This is a genomic window from Salinibacter sp. (genome assembly GCF_042218895.1).
In the GTDB taxonomy this organism is placed as follows: domain Bacteria; phylum Bacteroidota; class Rhodothermia; order Rhodothermales; family Salinibacteraceae; genus Salinibacter.
In genome coordinates this window covers 9,555-27,870 of record NZ_JBDGQQ010000081.1, presented here as the reverse complement: position 1 = coordinate 27,870, position 18,316 = coordinate 9,555, and the positions used below count along the sequence as shown (strand labels likewise).

Annotated in this window: 16 protein-coding genes and 1 tRNA gene; 4 read left to right on the top strand and 13 right to left on the bottom strand. The window is 65.5% G+C overall.

Going from position 1 to position 18,316, the window contains the following annotated elements; all coding sequences use genetic code 11:
* Nucleotides 1-71: 71 nt before the first annotated feature.
* Together ABEL04_RS07490 and ABEL04_RS07485 are read right to left on the bottom strand one after the other, a co-directional pair.
* Nucleotides 72-830: a flavodoxin family protein gene (locus ABEL04_RS07490; RefSeq protein ID WP_375801763.1), complete on the bottom strand. Its 759-nt coding sequence runs from the start codon at nucleotides 828-830 to the stop codon at nucleotides 72-74.
* Nucleotides 831-941: 111 nt separating this feature from the next.
* Nucleotides 942-1,814, bottom strand: coding sequence for a class II glutamine amidotransferase (locus ABEL04_RS07485; protein WP_375801762.1), 873 nt, complete (start codon nucleotides 1,812-1,814; stop codon nucleotides 942-944).
* Between the two features lie 299 nt (nucleotides 1,815-2,113).
* Between ABEL04_RS07485 and ABEL04_RS07480 the strand changes: the two genes are divergently transcribed.
* Both ABEL04_RS07480 and ABEL04_RS07475 read left to right on the top strand, forming a co-directional pair.
* Nucleotides 2,114-3,148, top strand: coding sequence for a hypothetical protein (locus ABEL04_RS07480; RefSeq protein ID WP_375801761.1), 1,035 nt, complete (start codon nucleotides 2,114-2,116; stop codon nucleotides 3,146-3,148).
* Between the two features lie 118 nt (nucleotides 3,149-3,266).
* The gene (locus ABEL04_RS07475) at nucleotides 3,267-3,713 is read left to right on the top strand and encodes a plastocyanin/azurin family copper-binding protein (RefSeq protein WP_375801760.1); all 447 of its coding nucleotides are present in this window, start codon (nucleotides 3,267-3,269) and stop codon (nucleotides 3,711-3,713) included.
* 534 nt (nucleotides 3,714-4,247) lie between these two features.
* Here the strand turns inward: ABEL04_RS07475 and ABEL04_RS07470 are convergent.
* From ABEL04_RS07470 to ABEL04_RS07420, 11 genes are all read right to left on the bottom strand, one after another.
* On the bottom strand, nucleotides 4,248-4,706 hold the full coding sequence (locus tag ABEL04_RS07470; RefSeq protein ID WP_375801759.1) for a DUF4260 domain-containing protein: 459 nt from the start codon (nucleotides 4,704-4,706) through the stop codon (nucleotides 4,248-4,250).
* A 125-nt stretch (nucleotides 4,707-4,831) separates the two neighbouring features.
* The gene (locus tag ABEL04_RS07465; protein WP_375801758.1) at nucleotides 4,832-7,354 is read right to left on the bottom strand and encodes a prolyl oligopeptidase family serine peptidase; all 2,523 of its coding nucleotides are present in this window, start codon (nucleotides 7,352-7,354) and stop codon (nucleotides 4,832-4,834) included.
* Between the two features lie 142 nt (nucleotides 7,355-7,496).
* On the bottom strand, nucleotides 7,497-10,187 hold the full coding sequence (locus ABEL04_RS07460) for a M14 family zinc carboxypeptidase (RefSeq protein ID WP_375801757.1): 2,691 nt from the start codon (nucleotides 10,185-10,187) through the stop codon (nucleotides 7,497-7,499).
* Nucleotides 10,188-10,385: 198 nt separating this feature from the next.
* Nucleotides 10,386-10,459: transfer RNA gene (locus ABEL04_RS07455), tRNA-Arg, on the bottom strand.
* A 131-nt stretch (nucleotides 10,460-10,590) separates the two neighbouring features.
* Nucleotides 10,591-11,430 (bottom strand): bifunctional hydroxymethylpyrimidine kinase/phosphomethylpyrimidine kinase, encoded by an 840-nt coding sequence (gene thiD / locus ABEL04_RS07450; RefSeq protein WP_375801756.1) that lies wholly within the window; start codon nucleotides 11,428-11,430, stop codon nucleotides 10,591-10,593.
* Nucleotides 11,431-11,477: 47 nt separating this feature from the next.
* Nucleotides 11,478-12,110, bottom strand: a complete 633-nt coding sequence (locus ABEL04_RS07445) for a thiamine phosphate synthase (protein ID WP_375801755.1) — start codon at nucleotides 12,108-12,110, stop codon at nucleotides 11,478-11,480.
* Between the two features lie 27 nt (nucleotides 12,111-12,137).
* Nucleotides 12,138-12,959: a thiazole synthase gene (locus tag ABEL04_RS07440; protein WP_375801754.1), complete on the bottom strand. Its 822-nt coding sequence runs from the start codon at nucleotides 12,957-12,959 to the stop codon at nucleotides 12,138-12,140.
* Between the two features lie 66 nt (nucleotides 12,960-13,025).
* Nucleotides 13,026-13,268 (bottom strand): sulfur carrier protein ThiS, encoded by a 243-nt coding sequence (thiS, locus tag ABEL04_RS07435; protein ID WP_375801753.1) that lies wholly within the window; start codon nucleotides 13,266-13,268, stop codon nucleotides 13,026-13,028.
* Entirely contained in the window at nucleotides 13,265-14,404 is a 1,140-nt protein-coding gene (gene thiO / locus ABEL04_RS07430) for a glycine oxidase ThiO (protein ID WP_375801752.1), read from the bottom strand. Before thiO ends, thiS begins: the two co-directional genes overlap by 4 nt.
* Before the next feature lie 44 nt (nucleotides 14,405-14,448).
* Nucleotides 14,449-15,078, bottom strand: coding sequence for a Uma2 family endonuclease (locus ABEL04_RS07425; RefSeq protein ID WP_375801751.1), 630 nt, complete (start codon nucleotides 15,076-15,078; stop codon nucleotides 14,449-14,451).
* Nucleotides 15,079-15,128: 50 nt separating this feature from the next.
* Nucleotides 15,129-15,758 (bottom strand): Uma2 family endonuclease, encoded by a 630-nt coding sequence (locus ABEL04_RS07420; protein ID WP_375801750.1) that lies wholly within the window; start codon nucleotides 15,756-15,758, stop codon nucleotides 15,129-15,131.
* A 130-nt stretch (nucleotides 15,759-15,888) separates the two neighbouring features.
* Between ABEL04_RS07420 and ABEL04_RS07415 the strand changes: the two genes are divergently transcribed.
* On the top strand, nucleotides 15,889-16,965 hold the full coding sequence (locus tag ABEL04_RS07415) for an NAD(P)/FAD-dependent oxidoreductase (RefSeq protein WP_375801749.1): 1,077 nt from the start codon (nucleotides 15,889-15,891) through the stop codon (nucleotides 16,963-16,965).
* A gap of 95 nt (nucleotides 16,966-17,060) precedes the next feature.
* On the top strand, nucleotides 17,061-18,316 hold a 1,256-nt coding region (locus ABEL04_RS07410; protein WP_375801748.1), incomplete at its 3' end, for a pyridoxal phosphate-dependent decarboxylase family protein.

Sequence of the window (18,316 nt, the reverse complement as noted above, 5' to 3'; positions counted from 1 at the left end):
TATCACTTTTAGACACGTCTTACCGCAGGAACCGTTCCGGGACGAGGGACGCCTCCGGACAACCGTCCGTTCTACCGGTGCTCCGGGTTCGGGTGGTCGAAGCGGCAGCCCGCTTCCCACTCGGAGCGCTGGTTGCCGTGGGCGGGCACACCGCCGGCCTCGTGGAGCTGCAGCGCGGTGTGCATCAGGTTCCACGTCATGAACGTGGTGTTGCGCTGCGTGAAGTCGTTGTCGAACCCCACGCGGGAGCCGTCCTCCCGCTCGTCGCCGTAGCTGGGGCCGGGGCCCGCGGGGCCGATCCAGCCGGCGTCGGCCTGCGGGGGAATGGTGTAGCCGAGGTGCTGCAGGGCGTAGAGGATGCCCATCGCACACTGCTTGATGCCGTCCTCGTTGCCGGTGATGAGGCAGCCCGCGGCGCGGCCGTAGTAGGCGTACTGACCCTCCTCGTTGAGGTCGCCGGAGTTGCCGTAGAGCCGCTCGATGACGCGCTGGCAGACGGACGATTTTTCGCCGAGCCAGATGGGGGAGCCGAGGACGAGAATGTTGGCGTCGAGGACCTTCTGATACAGGGCCGGCCAGTCGTCGGCCTCGGCGCCGTGCTCGGTCATGTCGCCGTAGACGCCGGGCGCGAGGTCGAGGTCGACGGGGCGGAGGATCTCCACGTCCACGTCGTTCTCCCGCATGATGGCGGCGGATGTGTCCATGAGGGTCCGCGTGTGGGACGACTGGGGCGAGGGCTTGAGCGTGCAGTTCAGGAAGAGGGCGCTCAGCGCTGAAAAGTCGGTGTCGGCCTCGTCGCAGAGGGCCTGCTGTGTTTCGTTGAGGGACATGGGCGTTGAAGGTTGAAAGGTGGGAAGGTTGAAAGGTGGGAAGGTTGAAGGTGGGAAGGTTAGAAGATTGGCAGATTGAAGATTGGGGTGTGGTCGGACGACAAGGGGGCGCTAGGGCTTGAGGGATTCGAGGTGGAGGGTGGCGTCGGGGGCGGTGGCGAAGACGGCGCCGTTGGGGACTTCGGTCCAGTCCTCGTCGGTGATGCGCTCGGAGGCGAGGACCGTGGCGCGGTAGTCGGCGCCCTCGGGCGGGGCGGCATGGTCCTCGCCGCAGAGGGGACAGGCGCGAACGTGCGACCGTTCGAGCGCCCAGAGGGTGCGGTTGAGCCGCGAGCCGGCCAGGGTGGTGCCGTCCGTCCACAGCAGGTTCAGGGCGAGGATGCCTTCCAGCTCGTCGTGCGAGAGGGATTGCGTGTCGGCGTCGGTGGGATGGGGCTCCGCGTCGGGCGCCTCCGCCGCCACCCACGACTGGAGGCGCTGGAGAGCCGTCCGCGTGATCTCGTGCAGCGGGGCGTCCGGCGCCTCGTCCCGCAACTGCAGCAGGAGGGCCAGCACGTGCTCGCTGTCGGTGGTGCCGCGGATGTAGCGTTCTCGCTCGTCGGACAGCCGGTCGAGGAGGTGGGGCCGCACGGCGTCGAAGGCCGGCACATGCCCGTTGTGGATGAGGAGCGCCGGGCCGTGCCGGAAGGGATGCGTGTTGGCGTGCGAGGGGTCGCCCACCGTGGCCCGCCGGACGTGCGCCAGCACGGTGGTCCCTTCCGTCTTGAGCGCCTCCTCCCGGTACGATTCACTCTCGGAGGCGGGCTCGACCTGTCGGAAGCACGAGGTCGTGCCGTCGGTAACCTGGCCCATGCCCCAGCCGTGCGGGTTGGACAGGCCGCGCGCGTCCTCGCGGCTCTGCTGAATCATCGCGTTCTGCGCGTCGAGCAGTTCGCAGGCGGAGCGGGTGGGATGGGTGGCCTGGAGGCCGTAGAGTCGACACATGTGCGGATGCGTGAAAAACGGTCAGACGGCGAGGATTCCCCTGCCCCGAACATGGGTCCGGCAGTCGGGGACGGCGTTACGGCACTCGTCCGGCCCGTCGTCCCCTCCGAGAAAACAAATGGGAGGGCGAACCGGCACGTCGACGCACAGACTGTAACAATGTGAAAACGTCACCGCACAGAGTGGCGATGGAAGACCGAAGAGATGCAGTCGTCCCCTTCTCCCTGCGTCGCTTCGTCTCTTCCCGTCGACGGTTACTCACCCGTACCTTTCTTCGCTCACCAACCACTCGTTGATCCATGATTGATCTGTCCTCCGTATCTTGCACCCCTTCGTCGCAGTCCCCCTCCGTGCCCGGAGCGGAGCACCTCCTCCGATCCGGACTCGTGCTGCTCTTCGGCGCACTGCTCGTGGGGGTATTTGCCGAGTCGGCACGGGCGCAGCAGAAGATGAGCAAAAAGCAGAAGAAGATGCTCATGACGCTCAAGAAGATGAACAAGGCCGACGGCTACCTGGAGGCCCATCGCGGCGTCAAGGAGCCGATGGACCTCCTGGGGGGGGCTATCTCCTTCACCATCGAACAGAGTAGTGGAGGCGCCAGGGTGGCCCTGCCGGCCAAACGGACGCTCGACCCCAACGTCTTCGGCTCCGCAAAGATGCCCCTCGCCTTCACGGGCACGCCCGGCATGAGCGGCGTCCCCGTGCCGTTCCGCAACACGCAGAACGGTGAATTCACCCGGCTGAAGAAGAGGACCCCGTTCGGCAACAAGAGCACCGTCATGCGCAACGGCACGATGATGCTCAAGGCCACCGACGTCACGGCTACCGACGCCGCGACGACGGAGGATGAGGTGACGTTCAAAGCCTCCTGGGAAGACAAACAGGGCAATACCTACGCGGTGCGCTGCTGCGAGATGCTTGCCTCGGCGGGGGCTGAGTTCCCGACGTTTGGGGGCGTGGTGACCAATCACCTCCTCCACGGCTTCAGCGGCGTGGGGACGCCCCTCATGCCCACCGAATACACGTACGCTGCCTTCTGGGGCATGGGCGCAGTGCTCAAGAACGGCGAGGTCGTCGACAAGCCCCGGCTCGTGCACGGCATGCTCACCGAGTACGTTCGCAAAGAGGGCTACAAGCTGGCCAAGGACAGTGAAGTGACGCCCACGCGCCGCCACTTCCACCTCATGGTAGCGCCGTTTATGCCAGTGAAAGGGAAGCACAAGTTCACGCACGACAACGTATCCACGGGCTTCCAGCTGCCCAACGGCAAGGAGCTCCCGTTCTGGCACGTCATGTTTGAGAACCTCAACATTGACAGCCAGCGCGGCGAGTAGCGACTCCGACCGCGACGAGGAGGAACGCACTCCCCGTCCCGGAGTGGGCGGTCCGGGATCGGGAGTCCTCGTAATCTCACACGCTCATGTGGCCCTCTGTCCGACCCTCAGTATTTCTATGTTGATGTTTTCACTCTTCCGCGGACGCGGCGCACTTCCGAGCGTTCGAGGCCTCGGGCTTGCGGGGCTGTTCGTCCTCGGAACGGTGGGTGTACTCGCCGGGCCCGCCGGGGCGCAGACAAGTTCGGAGCCGGCCGCCGTCGTGGGCATGACGAATACGCTGTCGTTCACGAAGGACACGGTGCGCGTGAAGGTTGGGGAGACCGTGCGGTGGAAAAACAGTTCCGTCATCGTGCACACGGTGACGGCCAATGCGGAGAAGGCCACGATGGAGAAAAGTGTTCGGCTGCCGGAGGGGGCGTCGTCCTTCCATTCGGGCCGCCTGCAGCCGAAGGCGACGTTCGAGCACACCTTCAAGGTGCCGGGCCGGTACCGCTACTTCTGCGTGCCGCACGAGGCAGCCATGCGGGGAACCGTGATCGTGACGCCCACCGACGGGGAGTGAGGGACGCTCACCGCTGGCGGCCAACCAGATTGCCCGCCGCATAGTACCAAAGGACCTCAGAGAGACGGTCAGGACCCTGATGAGACGTGAAGGACTGGGTTCGAGGCCACCTGCCTACACGTTCTCCAAATCCCCCCGTTGAGGGGTCCAATTTCGCGCTGTGGAAAACGTCCTCCTCGCCCACTGTCGCCTCTCGGCCCGGACCGTCCTACTCGTCACGTCTCTTCGTCTCGCCGGAGGATGCTCCTCCACTGCCGCCTGCGGTCCGGCACGGTGCTCCGGGGCAGTGCCTTCATGGACGAGCGCGCGGGGATGAGCGGGCGCCGACGCTCCGTCTCCGAGCACGTGGTCCCAGGTGGTCTGTCTGTTCGAGGATCACGTCGAGATGACCGCGGACCCGGCATTCACCGACAACTTGCTCTACCCCCTTCTCGTGGGGCCGAGACAGCGATCGGACCTGCCCCCGCTGCGCGGACACTCGCGCGTGGAGGTTCGAGGGGAGCGCCCGAAAAATGCCACCATCCGACAGGAGCCTCAACTACGGGCGATCTCGCGCGTCCCGACTGACCCGAAAACAGGCAACTCGGAAGTGCCCGTCTCCGGGGCGGGTCTCCCTCCAGTAGTCTGCGCACTGCCGTCCGGCTCACTCAGGTGTGTGTCGGAGAAGCCGCTCGGGGATTTGAGCCCGAAGCCCAGGGCTCGATCCATGCCGATGTGCGCGACCCAAATCAGTGCGAGGGCTCCGGCGAGCGGTGAAGCTCCAAGGTATCCGGCGGCCGCGAGACCAATTGGGACGAGGTACGTGTGCCCGGTGTTGTAGAGGAGCGCTCCAACTCGGGGTCCAGCCCAGTACCCGGTCATGAAGAGATCAGGGGCAAGCAGGGCCGCCGCAAAGAGCCACCAGGAATGAGTAGTTGCCCCGTACACGGTGACGGCGGCGGCGAGGACAAAGACACCCTCCAGTCGCAGGAGAGTGCGGGAAAAGGTCGTCATGGAAAGAGGTCTCGAGGGAGGAGGGGGATGGTCGGGGAAGGTAGGACCCTGATGCCCGAATCCGGTTCCCAGACCGTCCGTGGATTTTTCGCGTGCCTTGGAGTGGAGAAACCGACAGGACGGGGTCACCGGGCCGTCCTCGGGTGAAGAACGGAAGGACCGAGGATCTCTCCGTTCTCAACGCCCCAGTCGGTTCCGAAGTAGCCCCAGAAGCGTACGTCGTCTTGTCCCTCGAGGAGCATGTCCGCACTGAACACGAGAAGGTCGGGAACCCCGGCCGCGGCACGGAAATACCGGGTAGCGGCGGCCGCCCGCAGTCCGGAAAGCCCTGTGCCGGCCACGACGCCGACAGACGCCTGGTCGCTCCTGGGGCGGGGCCGCACGAAATACGTTCCCAGGGAGTCGCTCTCTACCGTGCGGTCCCCAATTCGGAGCCGTCCCCGCTCTACTTGCACGGGGCTATCGCCGAGCAGGCTCGACCACGCCTCGTTCATATCGGCGTGTCCGTACAGGATGACGCCCCGGTCGAGTTGAGACACGGCCGCGAACGCGGTGTCCGGCATCAGGTCGACCGATCCGTTGCCCCGGTACCAAAACGTCTCGGCGTCCAGCCGAGCCTTCCGGACCGCCCACCGATTTTCCGCGGGGGTGCCGCGCGTGCCATACACGAACGCCACGTCGTGCCGAAATGCAGACTTGAAGGGCCCGTAGCGGTGGGGCCCCTTCTGGCGGGTCGACGGTGCGTCCATCACCCGCCACTCCGCGTCGGCATGCCTCAGGAACAGCCGATCCTGGGTCGCGGGCGGACCTGCAACTGTCAGGGAGTCCCCGTCGAGCCCCACCCGGACCGTGTCCGGCATGTTGAGGGTGTCGAGCGCCAGGGAAAGACGCCTCACGTTGTTGGTGGTCCCCGTGATCGTTCCGGCGTCAGGGTCCTGCGTGAGGGTGAGTGAGCTGTAGGCGAGCGGATGGATCTGGGCTTCGATCCCGCCCCACTGCATTCGGGCGCTGATGCCGGGATTTGCCGTCGTGAAGCGGAGGGTGTCCTGCTGGGCCGGGGGCGGAATGGCGTGCCAGTCGAAGTAGTCAAACACCGGTGGGAAATCGAGACTCTCGCTTCCCCACCAGTGGTCGGCCCCCGGCACCTCGTAGTAGGCAAAGTCCTTGTGGAAATCCCCCAAGGTATCGCGCATGGCCCGGGCGTGCCCCGTGGGCACAACGTCGTCCTCGGTCCCGTGGACGATGTAGACGCCGTGCTGCCGGAAATTCCGGTCGAGGCCGTAGGTGTCACTCGGATTGCTGGCCCGTTCGATTTGTCGTCCAACGACCGTTGAGGCGGTCGACCGCTCTCCAGGCCGGCCGTACGCCCGCAGGTTGGGATACCCCGCGAAGGGGGCGATGGCAGCAAAACGATCCGGATGCGTGGCGCCGATGTGCCAGGTGCCGTGCCCGCCCATCGAGTGGCCTGTGAGATAGGTGCGCTGGGGATCCGTTCCGTACCGGGTCTCGGCCACGCGGAGTGTCTTCAGGGCGTTGAGCCGCCCCCAGTCTTCCCAGTCGAAGCCGTATGGGCGCCGGTTCGTCGGGGCGACGATGTAGGTGTTGGGCTTGGCCGAATACGTGCCCGCCTGGCTGGGCGCCTCGACGGACGCGCCGTGCAGCGAAAGCACCATCGACGGCGCCGTTCCACTCTGGGTCGTCCCCGCCGGTGGGACGACGCTGTAGTACTGTACACTCCCGTCGATGTCGCTGAGAAAGGTGCGCTTGTGGGTTTCGCCACGGCGGACGACATCAATCGTGGTCGTCAACGTGTCGAGCACCGACGTCGCGGTTCCTGGACGAAGGAGGGTGATCTCCAGCGGCACGGGGCCGGTCGTGTCCGGAATGGTGTTCGGGATGCGCACCTTTCCCTTACGCGTCATTTGAGCCGGCAGCCGGGGAAGAGACGTGGTGAGGGGCTCTCCGCCCGCCACTTGCACCCGGACCGAGAGCGTCGTGTCGGGCCTCTGGCTCGCATTGGTAACCCGCACCGCTCCCCAGTCTGCGTCTTCCCTGCCAAGTCGCAGGTCCGGCAGGGTCAGGTCCTGCTCAGCCAGTGAGAACCGCTTTGGCGAGCGAACCAGTTCCACCCGCACCTTTCCTCTCCGACTGCGAAAGAAGAGAGAATTGGTGCCCGCCCGGAGCCGGATGGGCTGGCGGAGCCATCCGTAGTCGTACGGGTCCCCCATGCGAGGCGCCCCGTGCACGAGCGCCTGGCTGTGCCCTGAGGCCCGGAGGAGCACCGTCTGAGCCGAGTCCGTGTCCACTGACACATACAGGTAGCCGCCGCGCAGCCGATCGTCCTCGAAATAGCCGTCCTCGTTCGCCGTCACGCGCTCCCACGTGGAGCCGCCCGCCACCCCCACGGAGCTTCCGGCGACGGGGGCCGCGAGCGTTCCTGTGGCCCACCGGTGGAGGAGAGTGTCGGTGTACACCGCGGACCGGTCGTAGTCCATCACGCCCCCGACGGCCAACCCCTCTCGAACGACGACCGTGTCCGACGCCAGAGGGTCGGACTGGGCCTGAGCGACACTTCCGCCCGTTCCCCACAGAGGAGCCCCGAGCCCCAGCACCACCATGACGATGCGGGAAGGGCGGAGTGTGGACATACGGTCGTTTGTCTGAGGGGCAGTCAGAAGCAGAAGATGGTATCCAAGGTGCGGCACACGGAGATGAGTCCGACCGGGGACATTCTCCTTGATCGGCGTGTTCTTTCCCCTGTGCGATCAGGCATGAACATCCCCTCGAAGATCACTCGCGGTCCGCAAAGGGATCGGCCGAGACCTGTCCCACGCGCGGTATCTCCTCGATGGTGGCGGCGTGCAGGGCGTTGAACACGAGCTTGTAGGTGCCGCGCGGCTGGCCGCGGAACTGTGGCCGGAAGCCGAAGAGCACTACACTGCCCTCCCCGTGCCGTACCCGCATCAGGGCCGCCTCCCCACCAATGTGCTCTTTTTCGCCCAGGGCCCAGCCGCTCATCAGAAGGTCCTTTTCGGCGTAGCGGGCCACCACCTCCACCGGCGGCGGTTCGGGGAGCTCCGTGTCCTCGCGCCCGCCCTCCCCCATCTTGTCCTGGCGCACCGCTTTGAAGGCACGGCTCTGACTGAAGGAGGCAGCCACGGTGTCCTGCATGCCGTAGGCTAGGGGGTGCTCGGTGTTCACGGTCGCCCGAATCAGGGAGCCCGGAATGAAGAACTCGCCGTCCGACAGGTCCTCGGTGACATCTTTCACCGGCAGGCCGAACTGATCGATGGTGAAGTTGCTGGCCTGATCGAAGGCCACCACCGTTCCGCCCTCCTCAACGTACTGCTCCAGCGCGGTGGCCCCCTCCAGTCCCAGTCCCCCGACGTACGGCTCCGGCATCGTCCCCTCTTCGTGGCCGTTGAGGAGCACGTCGTTCGAATAATGGTGCGGCAGAATGATGGTCGTATACTTCGACAGATCGTCGGTGCGCACGTCGGCGTCGTGGAGGGTATCGACCGGCACGTCGTACTCCTTGAGGACCCATCGCGTCCAGCCCTCGTCGATGCTCGGCACCCAGGACTTGTAGATGCCTACGCGGGGCGGTTGGAGCTGATGGAGAGGCCCGTTCGGCTTCGAGGACAGGCCGTGCACAGGGAGGCCGTATTTCTCGGCGATTTTCTTCATCCGAGCCGCCGTGCCCTCCTGCCGCTCGATCACGATAGCTCCATTTCCCAGTGTCGTGCCCCTAACCGAGAGGCCGTCCTCGGTCCAGTAGACCGTCTCGCCGTCGGCGAGGAGCTCATTCACCGCCTCGATGCTGGTGTTGGGCCGGTGCGAGAGTGCATAGCCGTAGCCCGCATTTCCCCGCACCGGGGCCGGATCGGGCGCGACCGAGTCGGTTACCGCCGTCGCTTGGACCTCGAACGGCTCGTTAATTCGGTCGACTGTAACGCCCATTTGCATTGGAAGCGTCCAGCCGGCCAAGTCATAAGGCGTTTCCGGCTTACCGGTTGCCGTGCGACGGGTGGGATAGTTCTGCGGTTCCAGCATGTCCATTACGAACGGACGGAACGCCTGACTCGCCGGGACGACGAACGAGCCGGACGGATACGTCTTGCCTCCTGCCTCGAACGAACTCGTCGCGCGGTCGACCTCCACTCCCCCCTGCCGGAGAATATTGACGAGGTTGTGGGCTTCCCTCGGGTGCCACTGCTCCGGTGGAATGACGTAGGCGTACGGATTTCCGCTCTTACCGGCCTCAATGGCGTCGCGGCCCATCTTGTACATGTTGAAGAGGAACTGGGTCGGCCGGTCGGCCGCCAGGTCGAGTACGGCCATCGAGGCGGTGTTCGTGTAGCGCACGGCGTCGCTGAAGTGCGACTCTCCCCCCTTCCACGGATCCGGATAAAACAGCCCGGTGCCGTCGGTGGGCTGTGGATTGCCGTAGCCCACGTGGCTCGGCAGCGAATCCGGCGCGTAGTACCGCGGCGTGGGCGTGGCGTGGGCTACTTCTGTGAGGATGCCAATCTGGTTGTGGAAGTAGGGCGCCGTGCGCATCCCCCCGTTCCAGAACATCGTAAACGTGTCGTTCGAGATGACACCCGGCATGTCGTTCATCGCAAAGCGGTGCGTCATGGCCGTGCCCACCTGATTGACGCCCGACACCACAGCGGGATGGATGTTCGGGTTCACCGGCCCGCTGAACGGCGGCACGAAGATACGGGCCCAGGAGGGGGAAGTCTGGTGGTGGTTGACCACGATCTGCGGATACCACTCGTTGTAGATCACATCCGTCACCGCCTGCGTCTCCGGCATGTTGTTCATGAACCAGTCGCGGTTATTATCGTGCCCCACGTACTTCTGGTAGAGCCACGGCGGACTGGTCGTCTCGTACGGGGTGTTGAGGACGCGGTCATACCAGTTCTCGACGATCTCGAGTCCGTCGGGGTTCATCATCGGCATGAGGAGGAGCACCACGTTCTCGCGGATTTTCTGCATCTCGGCGCTTTCCTCGGTGGCCACGCGGTGTGCGAGCGTCATCATGGCCTGGCCGGGGGCCATCTCCGTGGCGTGCATGCCGGCATCAATCCACACGACAGCCTTCCCCTCATCGGCAAGCCGGCGGGCCTTTTTCTCCGCGGGACGCGCGCGGGCTAGCGCTGAGCTGATTTCCTGCCAGCGTTCGAGATTGTCGAGATTATCGGTACTTGAGATGAAGAGCAGTTTCATGGGCCGTCCCATGGAGGTGGTGCCGATGGTTTCCATCCGCACGCGGTCGCTGGCGTTGGCAAGCTGCGAGTAGTAGTCACGCAACTGCTCGTAGTCGGCTAGCTTGCGGTCGGCCCCAGGCTTGAAGCCAATGACGGACTCCGGGGTGGGCACCTGAGCGGTCGCCGCCGTGGCGCCGAGCGCGGCTGCGAACACGGCCAATCCGAGAGCACGACTCGAAATCCGGAGGGCACGAGCGATGAGAATCATGGATAGGGGGATTGATCGGAGGGTAACAGAGCGACGTTAATGTACCCGCCAGGGCGGCCGAGTGCAATCCCGACGCGACGAACAGCCTTACTCCAGGTCTTCATTCTGGAGGAGGAGACGGCCCCGAAATGAAGACGGGGCAAAAGCAGAAGCCCCTCGGCCGCAAGGCCCAGGGGCGTTGGTTTTTCGCCAAGTGTGCCTGCCCGGGAGGATTCGAACCCCCGGCCTCAGCCTCCGCAAGGCTGCGCTCTGTCCGACTGAGCTACGGGCAGAAAAATTTGCCAGTGATTGGCAACGGTACAGCGGGTGCTACACACGTCCGGTGCGGAGAGAAGATCCGACGGCCAATGTTCTTACAGAGTGTTCACGCCGCACCGGGACGGGAGGCTTCCCTCAGGGAGCGCTACGGCGTCGCGCCCGCAGTTTCTTCATCTGATAAAGCGGCCTCTGGGTCGAGATGGAAGAAGTGATTGGTTGGCCCACGTCCCTTGCCCAGTGGCAGCGCGTGCCGGATGGCCCCGGTTACGTACTGTTTGGCGCGTTCGATGGCCGGCACCAGCTCGCGCCCCTTCGCCAGGTGGGCGGCAATGGCGGAGGCGTAGGTGCACCCGGTGCCGTGTGTGTGCGGCGTGTCGATGCGCGGGGCGGAAAACGTGTGGGACGTGTCTCCGTCCACGAGCACGTCGACCGCCTCGTCTTCGGACAGATGTCCTCCTTTCACGAGCACAGCGTCTGGGCCCTGATCGAGGAGCGCCTCGGCGGCCACGCGGAGATCCTCCCTCGTCTCGATGGAGACGTCGGTGAGGTGTTCGGCCTCGTGCACGTTTGGCGTAACGACCGTCGCCAACGGCAGGAGCTCGTCGATCAGCGTCTCGATGGCCGCGTCCTGGAGCAGCTTGAATCCGGTTTTTGAGATCATCACCGGGTCGACCACGAACGGCTGCAGGTCGTGGGCCGCTACGCGGTCGGCCACGGTCTCGATAATCTCGGGCGCCGAGAGCATTCCCGTCTTGGCCACCTGCACGTCCATGTCTTCGGCCACGGCGTCGATCTGCGCGGCCACGAGCGACGGGGGCAGGTCGTGGGCCTGGGCAACCGTTTCGGTGTTCTGGGCGGTGACGGCGGCGAGGACAGACGTGCCGAACACGCCGTTGGCCTCCATGGCCTTGAGGTCGGCCTGAATGCCAGCGCCGCCCCCAGAATCGCTTCCCGCAATGGTGAGGGCAACCGGTTTGTCGGACATACTGTCGTACGGGCGACTGATGGGAAAAACGAACGATGCCTTCGGCCCTACGCGTACTCAGCGAGAGCCCGGAGGTAGGCACGGGTCGAGGCTCGAGGAGCGTCTACGTCCATGATTCCCGAGAGCACTGCGACGCCCCGGGCTCCAGCCTCCCGACACACCGACACGCGCTCAGGGGTAATGCCGCCAAGGGCCAGCACCGGGGTCGGGGCGGCCGTCCGGCAAAATGCCCGCAGGGGACCCACGCCAGTGGCCGGCTGGTCGGGCTTGCTAGAGGTGGGGAAGACCGGACTGAAGAAGTAGTAGTCCACGCCCCGCGTACGGTCCCCCTCCGCTTCGACGTGCTCGTGGGCCGAGTAGCCGATGAGGACATCGGGCCCCAGGACCGCCCGTGCCCCCGACACCGAGGGGCCTCGCCATCCAACGTGGGCCCCGAGGCCGTGGGCCTCGGCCACGTCGACTCGGCTATTGACTGTGATGGTCACGTCGTCGGCCGCTGTGTGGAGGCGGTCGACGATGGTGCGAGTGGCCTCGGCAAAGACATCCGGCCCTGCGTCGTGGTCTCGAAGATGAACCCATCGCACCCCTGCCTCTACTGCCCGCACGGCCTGGTCGGCCCGGGCACTGTTCGTAAATCCATCGGCGATTAGGGCAAAGCATGGATACGGCAGGACCGCCATGAAGAGTGTATCGGGAGGTTCGTGAGACTATGTTCCAACGCGACCGTCCATCGGCGAGGAGGCCTCGGCGTAGAGGCGTCGCGGGATGCGCCCGGCCCGGTGCGCCCGCCGTCCGGCCTCCACTGCGTGGCGCATGGCGTGCGCCATATCCACCGGATGTTGTGCCTGCGCGATGGCCGTGTTCAGCAGGATGCCGTCGTAGCCGAGCTCCATCGCGGTCACGGCATCGCTGGCGGTGCCGATGCCCGCGTCCACGATCAGGGGCGTGTGCTCGATGGTCTCGCGGATAATCCGCAGGTTATACGGGTTCACGATGCCCATGCCGCTGCCAATGGGGGACCCGAGCGGCATGACGGCGGCACAGCCGAGGTCAGCCAGCTTCCGGCAGGTGATGGGATCGTCGTTGGCGTAGGCCAGGACCGTAAACCCGTCGTCGACGAGCGTCTTGGCCGCGTCGAGCAACTGCTCGACATCAGGCATCAGGGTCTCGTCGTCACCGATCACTTCGAGCTTGATGAGGTCGGTTCCAAGGGCTTCTCGGGCGAGCTGTGCCACGAGCACGGCCTCGCGGGCCGTATAGCACCCGGCTGTGTTCGGCAATACCTGGTAGCCCCCCTTTCGGATCAGGTCCAGGTGGCTCTCCGGAGCAGGATTCTCAACATTGACGCGGCGGATGGCCACGGTCACGAGCTCCGTCCCCGTCGCCTCCAGGGCATCGAGCATCACCTGCGGATTTGGGTAGCGGCTCGTTCCCACGATGAGGCGTGACGAGAACGTGTGGTCGCCAATCGTGAGGGCGTCGTCCGCCTCGTCCTCGACGGCCCCATTGGTATGCACGTCGTTTGCCATAGCGCTAGCCTCTCTGCGTTCGTGAGCCTGCTCGTGCCCTCCCAAGGTCGCCCTCTGCTGAGACTCTCATCCTCCCTGCTGGGCTCGGATTACCTCGATGGTGTCCTCCTCGGCGAGCCGGACATCCGCCCAGTCCTGGCGGCGGACCACGCTTTCGTTGATGGCCACAGCGACCCCAGAGGCATTTTCCCCACTGTCAGGATCGATCTCCAAGTCTCGGAGGAGCTCCAGAAGCGGATACCCCTCCGGAACGGTCCAGTCCTCGCCGTTGACCGTGATCGGAATGGTCGTATTGGTGGGGGAACTCATGCAGAGCGGAGCGGCGATTCTTCCTCAGAAAAGCGGAGAGGAGAGAACGGTTCGATCCAGTCCGAGGTTTCCCCGGTGCGGATCAGGCGGGCCATTTCCTCAGCCGTGATGGGGGTAAGAAGAACGCCATGGCGGTAGTGTCCCGTCGCCATAAGCACGCCAGGGGCTGTCGTCCGGCCCACGAGCGGGACATGGTCGCGGCTCGCGGGCCGGAGCCCCGCCCAGGTGTCGTCGACCGGCAGCTCCTGGATGCCCGGCACCACCTCCCACGCTCCCTCCAGCAGTTCGTAGAGCCCACCCGCCGTGACGGTCGTGTCAAAGCCCATCTCTTCGCTCGTCGCCCCCACCACAACGCGCCCGTCGCTCTTCGGGGCCAGATACGCCTCCGGCCCCCGCACGACGTGCTGAAGGTCGAAGGGCCGCTTGCGGCGGAGCTGAATCATCTGTCCCTTCACGGGCCGCACCGGTGGGACCGCATCGGGCTCCAGGCCATCCAGGCTGCGCGACCACACGCCCGCCGCCACGACAATCTGACGGGCCGCCACGCGCTCGCCGTCGGTTGTCCGCACCGCTGGGGCGTTCGCGTCCGGCACTACGGCCTCGACGGGCGCGTTTTCGTGGAGCGTGCCCCCCTCTGCCTGGAATGCGACCCGCAGGGCGTCGACGAGGCGACGGTTGTCGACCTGATGGTCCGACGGCGCAAACACGGCGGCGGACAGGCGCGGCGCCACGAAGGGCTCGATCTCGCGGGCCTCCTCCCCAGTAAGCCACTCCACGTTCAGGCCCTGTTCCCGTTGGAACTCGTAGAGTCGCTTAAGGGCCTCAGCGGCGTCGCGGTCGTCGGCCACGATGAGGGTCCCCTCGCTGCGGTAGTCCACCGACTGATCGCTGGCCGCCTCCACCCGATCCGCAAAGTCGGGCCACCGGCGCAGGCTCTCGCGGTTGAGGCCGTAGAGCTCCAGCTCCTCGAACTCGATCTCGGCGTCGGGGGCCAGCATGCCGGCGGCCTGGTACGACGTGCCCCGACCGGCCGTGTCCCGCTCGAAAATCGTGACGGACGTTCCCCGACGCACGAGCTCAAAGCCGATGCCCAGCCCAATCGTCCCGCCTCCTACGATGAATACGTCTCGGTCCATGTCGCAACGAATGATGCATCCCAGAGAGTGCGGCCGGCACGCGCTTACACGAGGTCAAGTTCGGACAACACGTCGAGTAGTTTCGGAAGCGGCCGTTGCCAGAACCACTCGGCCCGCACCCAGAGGCCATCGAGCACCGTCGACTCCACCCGCCCTTCGCCTCCCATGAAGGCCCTTTCGTACCGGTCGTCCGTCAACCGAAACACCTCAAGCTGCTCCCGCTCCGGATCTACGATCCAGTACTCCGGAATGCCTGCCGCCTCGTACTCGTAGAACTTGTCGCCTCGATCTCGCGGCCCACTCCCCGGCGAAACGACCTCCACGACCAGATCGGCAGGGCCCTCCACGTGAGTCTCGTGAATGCGATCACGGTGTTCCTCAGTCACAACCAGTACGTCGGGTTCTCGGCCGCTGGGACGTTCTTCGAGCTTCATCTGGAACGGAGCCACAAAAGCCTCCCCCGTTTCCCGCTCTTCTACCCATGTGCTCAGAATTCCAGACAGAAAGTGAACGATTCGTTGATGGGGTGCGGAGGCAGGAGGCCTCGTTCGAACTTCACCATTGATCCATTCAGCGTGTACGTCCTCGTCGGCCCAGTCCAGAAACTCGTCGTAGGAGACGGGGGCCTCAGGAGGAGCTTCGCGGCTGGATTCAGGCGTGCGGGTTTCAGTCATAATCTTTCAGATTCGTCCGTGCGAACGCTCTTTTTATCTGGCGAACCCGGTCAAAGGATGCCCCAGCGACGAAGCACATCGAGCACGCGGGGAAGCTCCTCCCGCCACAGCCACTCGGCCTCAATCCAGAATCCCTCGACCACTGCCGACTCAACTCGTCCCTCACGCCCCTCGAAGGCCGTCTGATACCGATCGTCCTGCAGTCGGTAGATGACGAGCTCTTCCCGATCGGGATCGACCAGCCAGTATTCCGGGACGCCGGCCGCCTCGTACTCGTAGAACTTTTCGCCGCGGTCGCGGGGCCCACTCTCGGGCGAAACGACCTCGACCGCCATGTCGGCCGGCCCATCGATGTACGTACCGGTCATTCGGTCCCGGTGCTCTTCGCGCAGGTACACGATGTCCGGCTCCCGTCCGCTTGGAATCACGTCGAGCTTCATCTGGAACGTTGAGCTCCGCACCCAGCCGTTCTCGTGATGCTCCACGTGGTGCCGAAGAAGCGTGAGAAAAAACTCGACGATGTCCTGATGTGCATCCGAAATCGGGCTCATAAATACGATGTCTCCGTCCACCCACTCCGCACGCGTATCCTCACCGGCCCACTCTAAAAACTCGTCGTAGGAGACTGGGAGCTCTGGGAGCGTCTTGCGGCGGGATTTGGGAGCCTGTGTTTCAGCCATGACCGGGACGAACTTGTGAGTCTACTTGGAATCATTGTACCAACGAGAAAAGCCCCGAGAATGTCCCGAACGCCATCCGGCGCAGTGCGTGTGGAACGAGGGAATTGCGGGAATCAGTTACGTCCGGGGCATGCGCCACACTGCCGACATTATCATCGTGGGGGCGGGCCTGGCTGGGGCCTGCGCCGCCTTCACGCTCAGCCGCGACCACCAGGTGCACGTGCTGGAGGCCAACGAACCCGCGTCCGGAGCCTCCGGCGCCGCCGCAGGGCTTGTGAACCCCTTCATGGGCCGGCGGGCCCGGCCCGTGTGGCGCCTCCGCGAGGCCCTGGACGCCGTACCGACGATCCTGAAGCATGCCGACGCCGCCGGGTTGTTTCCTGACACCGGGGTGCTCCGTCCTGCGGTGGAGCCGGACCAGGTCGAGCCCTTTCAGGAGGCCGCGGACGCGCACCCGGACCTTGCCACCTGGCTGTCGCCCGGGGCCGTGCAGAAACGGTACCCCGCCGTACGTCCCGACCGGGGCGCGCTCTACATTCCCCACGGTGGGGCCGTGGACGTGGGGGCGATGGTGCAGGCGCTGCTGGACGCAGCGGAGGCGCGCGGCGCGACGGTGGAGACGCAGGCGCCGGTGCTCTACTGGCGCGAGACGCCCAACGCCGCGGTCGCGGAGGTCGATCGTGGCGACGACACGGAAGAGCTCCGCGCCGATCGCGTGCTCTTGGCCCTCGGGCAGGGCTTTCCCCCGTTCCCCGAGCTGCGACGGCTGGGGCTGAGCGGCGTGAAGGGACAGACCGTCCGCGTGCGACAACCCAAGAACCTCACAGGGACGCTTCCCCCACTGTCGGGGCGCGGCTACGTCGTGCCCGACGGCGACACCCTCGTGCTCGGCAGCAACTACAACCACGATTTCGACGACCTTGCGCCCGACCCCGACGCCACCGCGTACATTCAGGAAAAGACAAGCAAGATGATTTCGAATTTAGATGAGGCCCACGTGCTCGACGAGACGGCGGGGGTCCGTGTGAAACACGTCGACACGAATGAGCCGCTTCTCGGTCCCCTCCCACGACGCGACCGGCTCTGGACGTTCACGGCCCTCGGCTCAAAGGGCCTACTCACCGCTCCCCACCTCGCCCTCCACCTTCCTACGTACCTCCACGACCCGACCAAAATTCCCGATCCCGTCTCTCTGCATGACGAATAGCCTCGTCCCTGCCCCTCAATTTCCAATCTTCTAATTTTCAGTTCCCCTACCTTCACACCTTTCACGTTCCACCGTCTACCCTTCCGCCTTCAACTGTGCCCGAACAGCCTTACTCCGCTACCGACGCCCTCCTCCACCGCGCCCTCCAGCACGTCGAGAACTGGGAGCAGTCCTGGGGGGCGTTCGATCAGCATCCGTCGCTCGGCGTCGATCCGGATCGACTCGACGCCGCCTTTGACGAGTACCTGGAGCGGCTGGAGGGCAACTACCCGTTCCACCATCCGCGCTACGCCGGGCAGATGTTGAAGCCACCGCATCCCGTGGCCCTCGCGGCGTACGCGGCGGCCCAGCGCATCAATCCCAACAACCACGCCCTCGACGGGGGCCCGCCCACCAGCCAGATGGAAAAAGAGGTCGTGGCCGATCTCGCCGACATGCTCGGCCTGCCCGACCCCGCTCTCGGCCACCTCACCGGCGGGGGCACCGTGGCCAACCTGGAGGCGCTCTGGGTGGCGCGCGAGGTGCATCCAGACCGGGCCATCGCCGTCGCTGAGAATGCCCACTACACCCACGGTCGCATGAGCGAGGTGCTCGACGTGAACGTGGTGCCCGTATCAGCAGATGCTCACGGTCGCATCGAGCTCGACGCGCTCGACCGCACCCTCGAGCAGCACGCGATCGGGACCGTGGTGCTTACGGCCGGAACGACGGGCCTCGGGGCCGTGGACCCGATCGACGAGGCGATTCCGCTGTGCAAGGTGCACGGTGCCCGCACCCACGTGGACGCCGCATACGGAGGATTCTTCCGTCTGCTGACGCAGGAGAGCGCACCCGAGATTGAGGGGTTCCCGGGAGAGCGCTTCCGGGCGATTGAGGGGGCCGACTCGGTGGCCATCGATCCGCACAAGCACGGGCTTCAGCCCTACGGTTGCGGGTGCATTCTCTTCCGCGATCCTGCGGTGGGGCGGTTCTACCAGCACGACTCGCCCTACACCTACTTCACGTCTGACGAACTGCACCTCGGTGAGATCAGCCTGGAGTGCTCGCGGGCCGGCGCGGCGGCTGGGGCGCTCTGGTGCACGCTCCGGGCCCTTCCGCTGGAACCGGACGAGGGCCTCGGGCCCATTCTCGCTGCCTGCGTTCGGGCCGCCCGGCGCTGGGCCGACACCGTGGAGGGGTCCGACGCGCTCTCGCTGGTGGCCCCACCGGAGACCGACATCGTGACGTATGTGCCCGAGACCGAGGCTGGAACCCTCTCGGCCATCCACGAGGCCAGTCAGGCCCTCTTCGAGGCGGCCATGAACGATCCGGACGATCCCATCTTCACGAGCGTGTACCGTCTCTCCGCCGA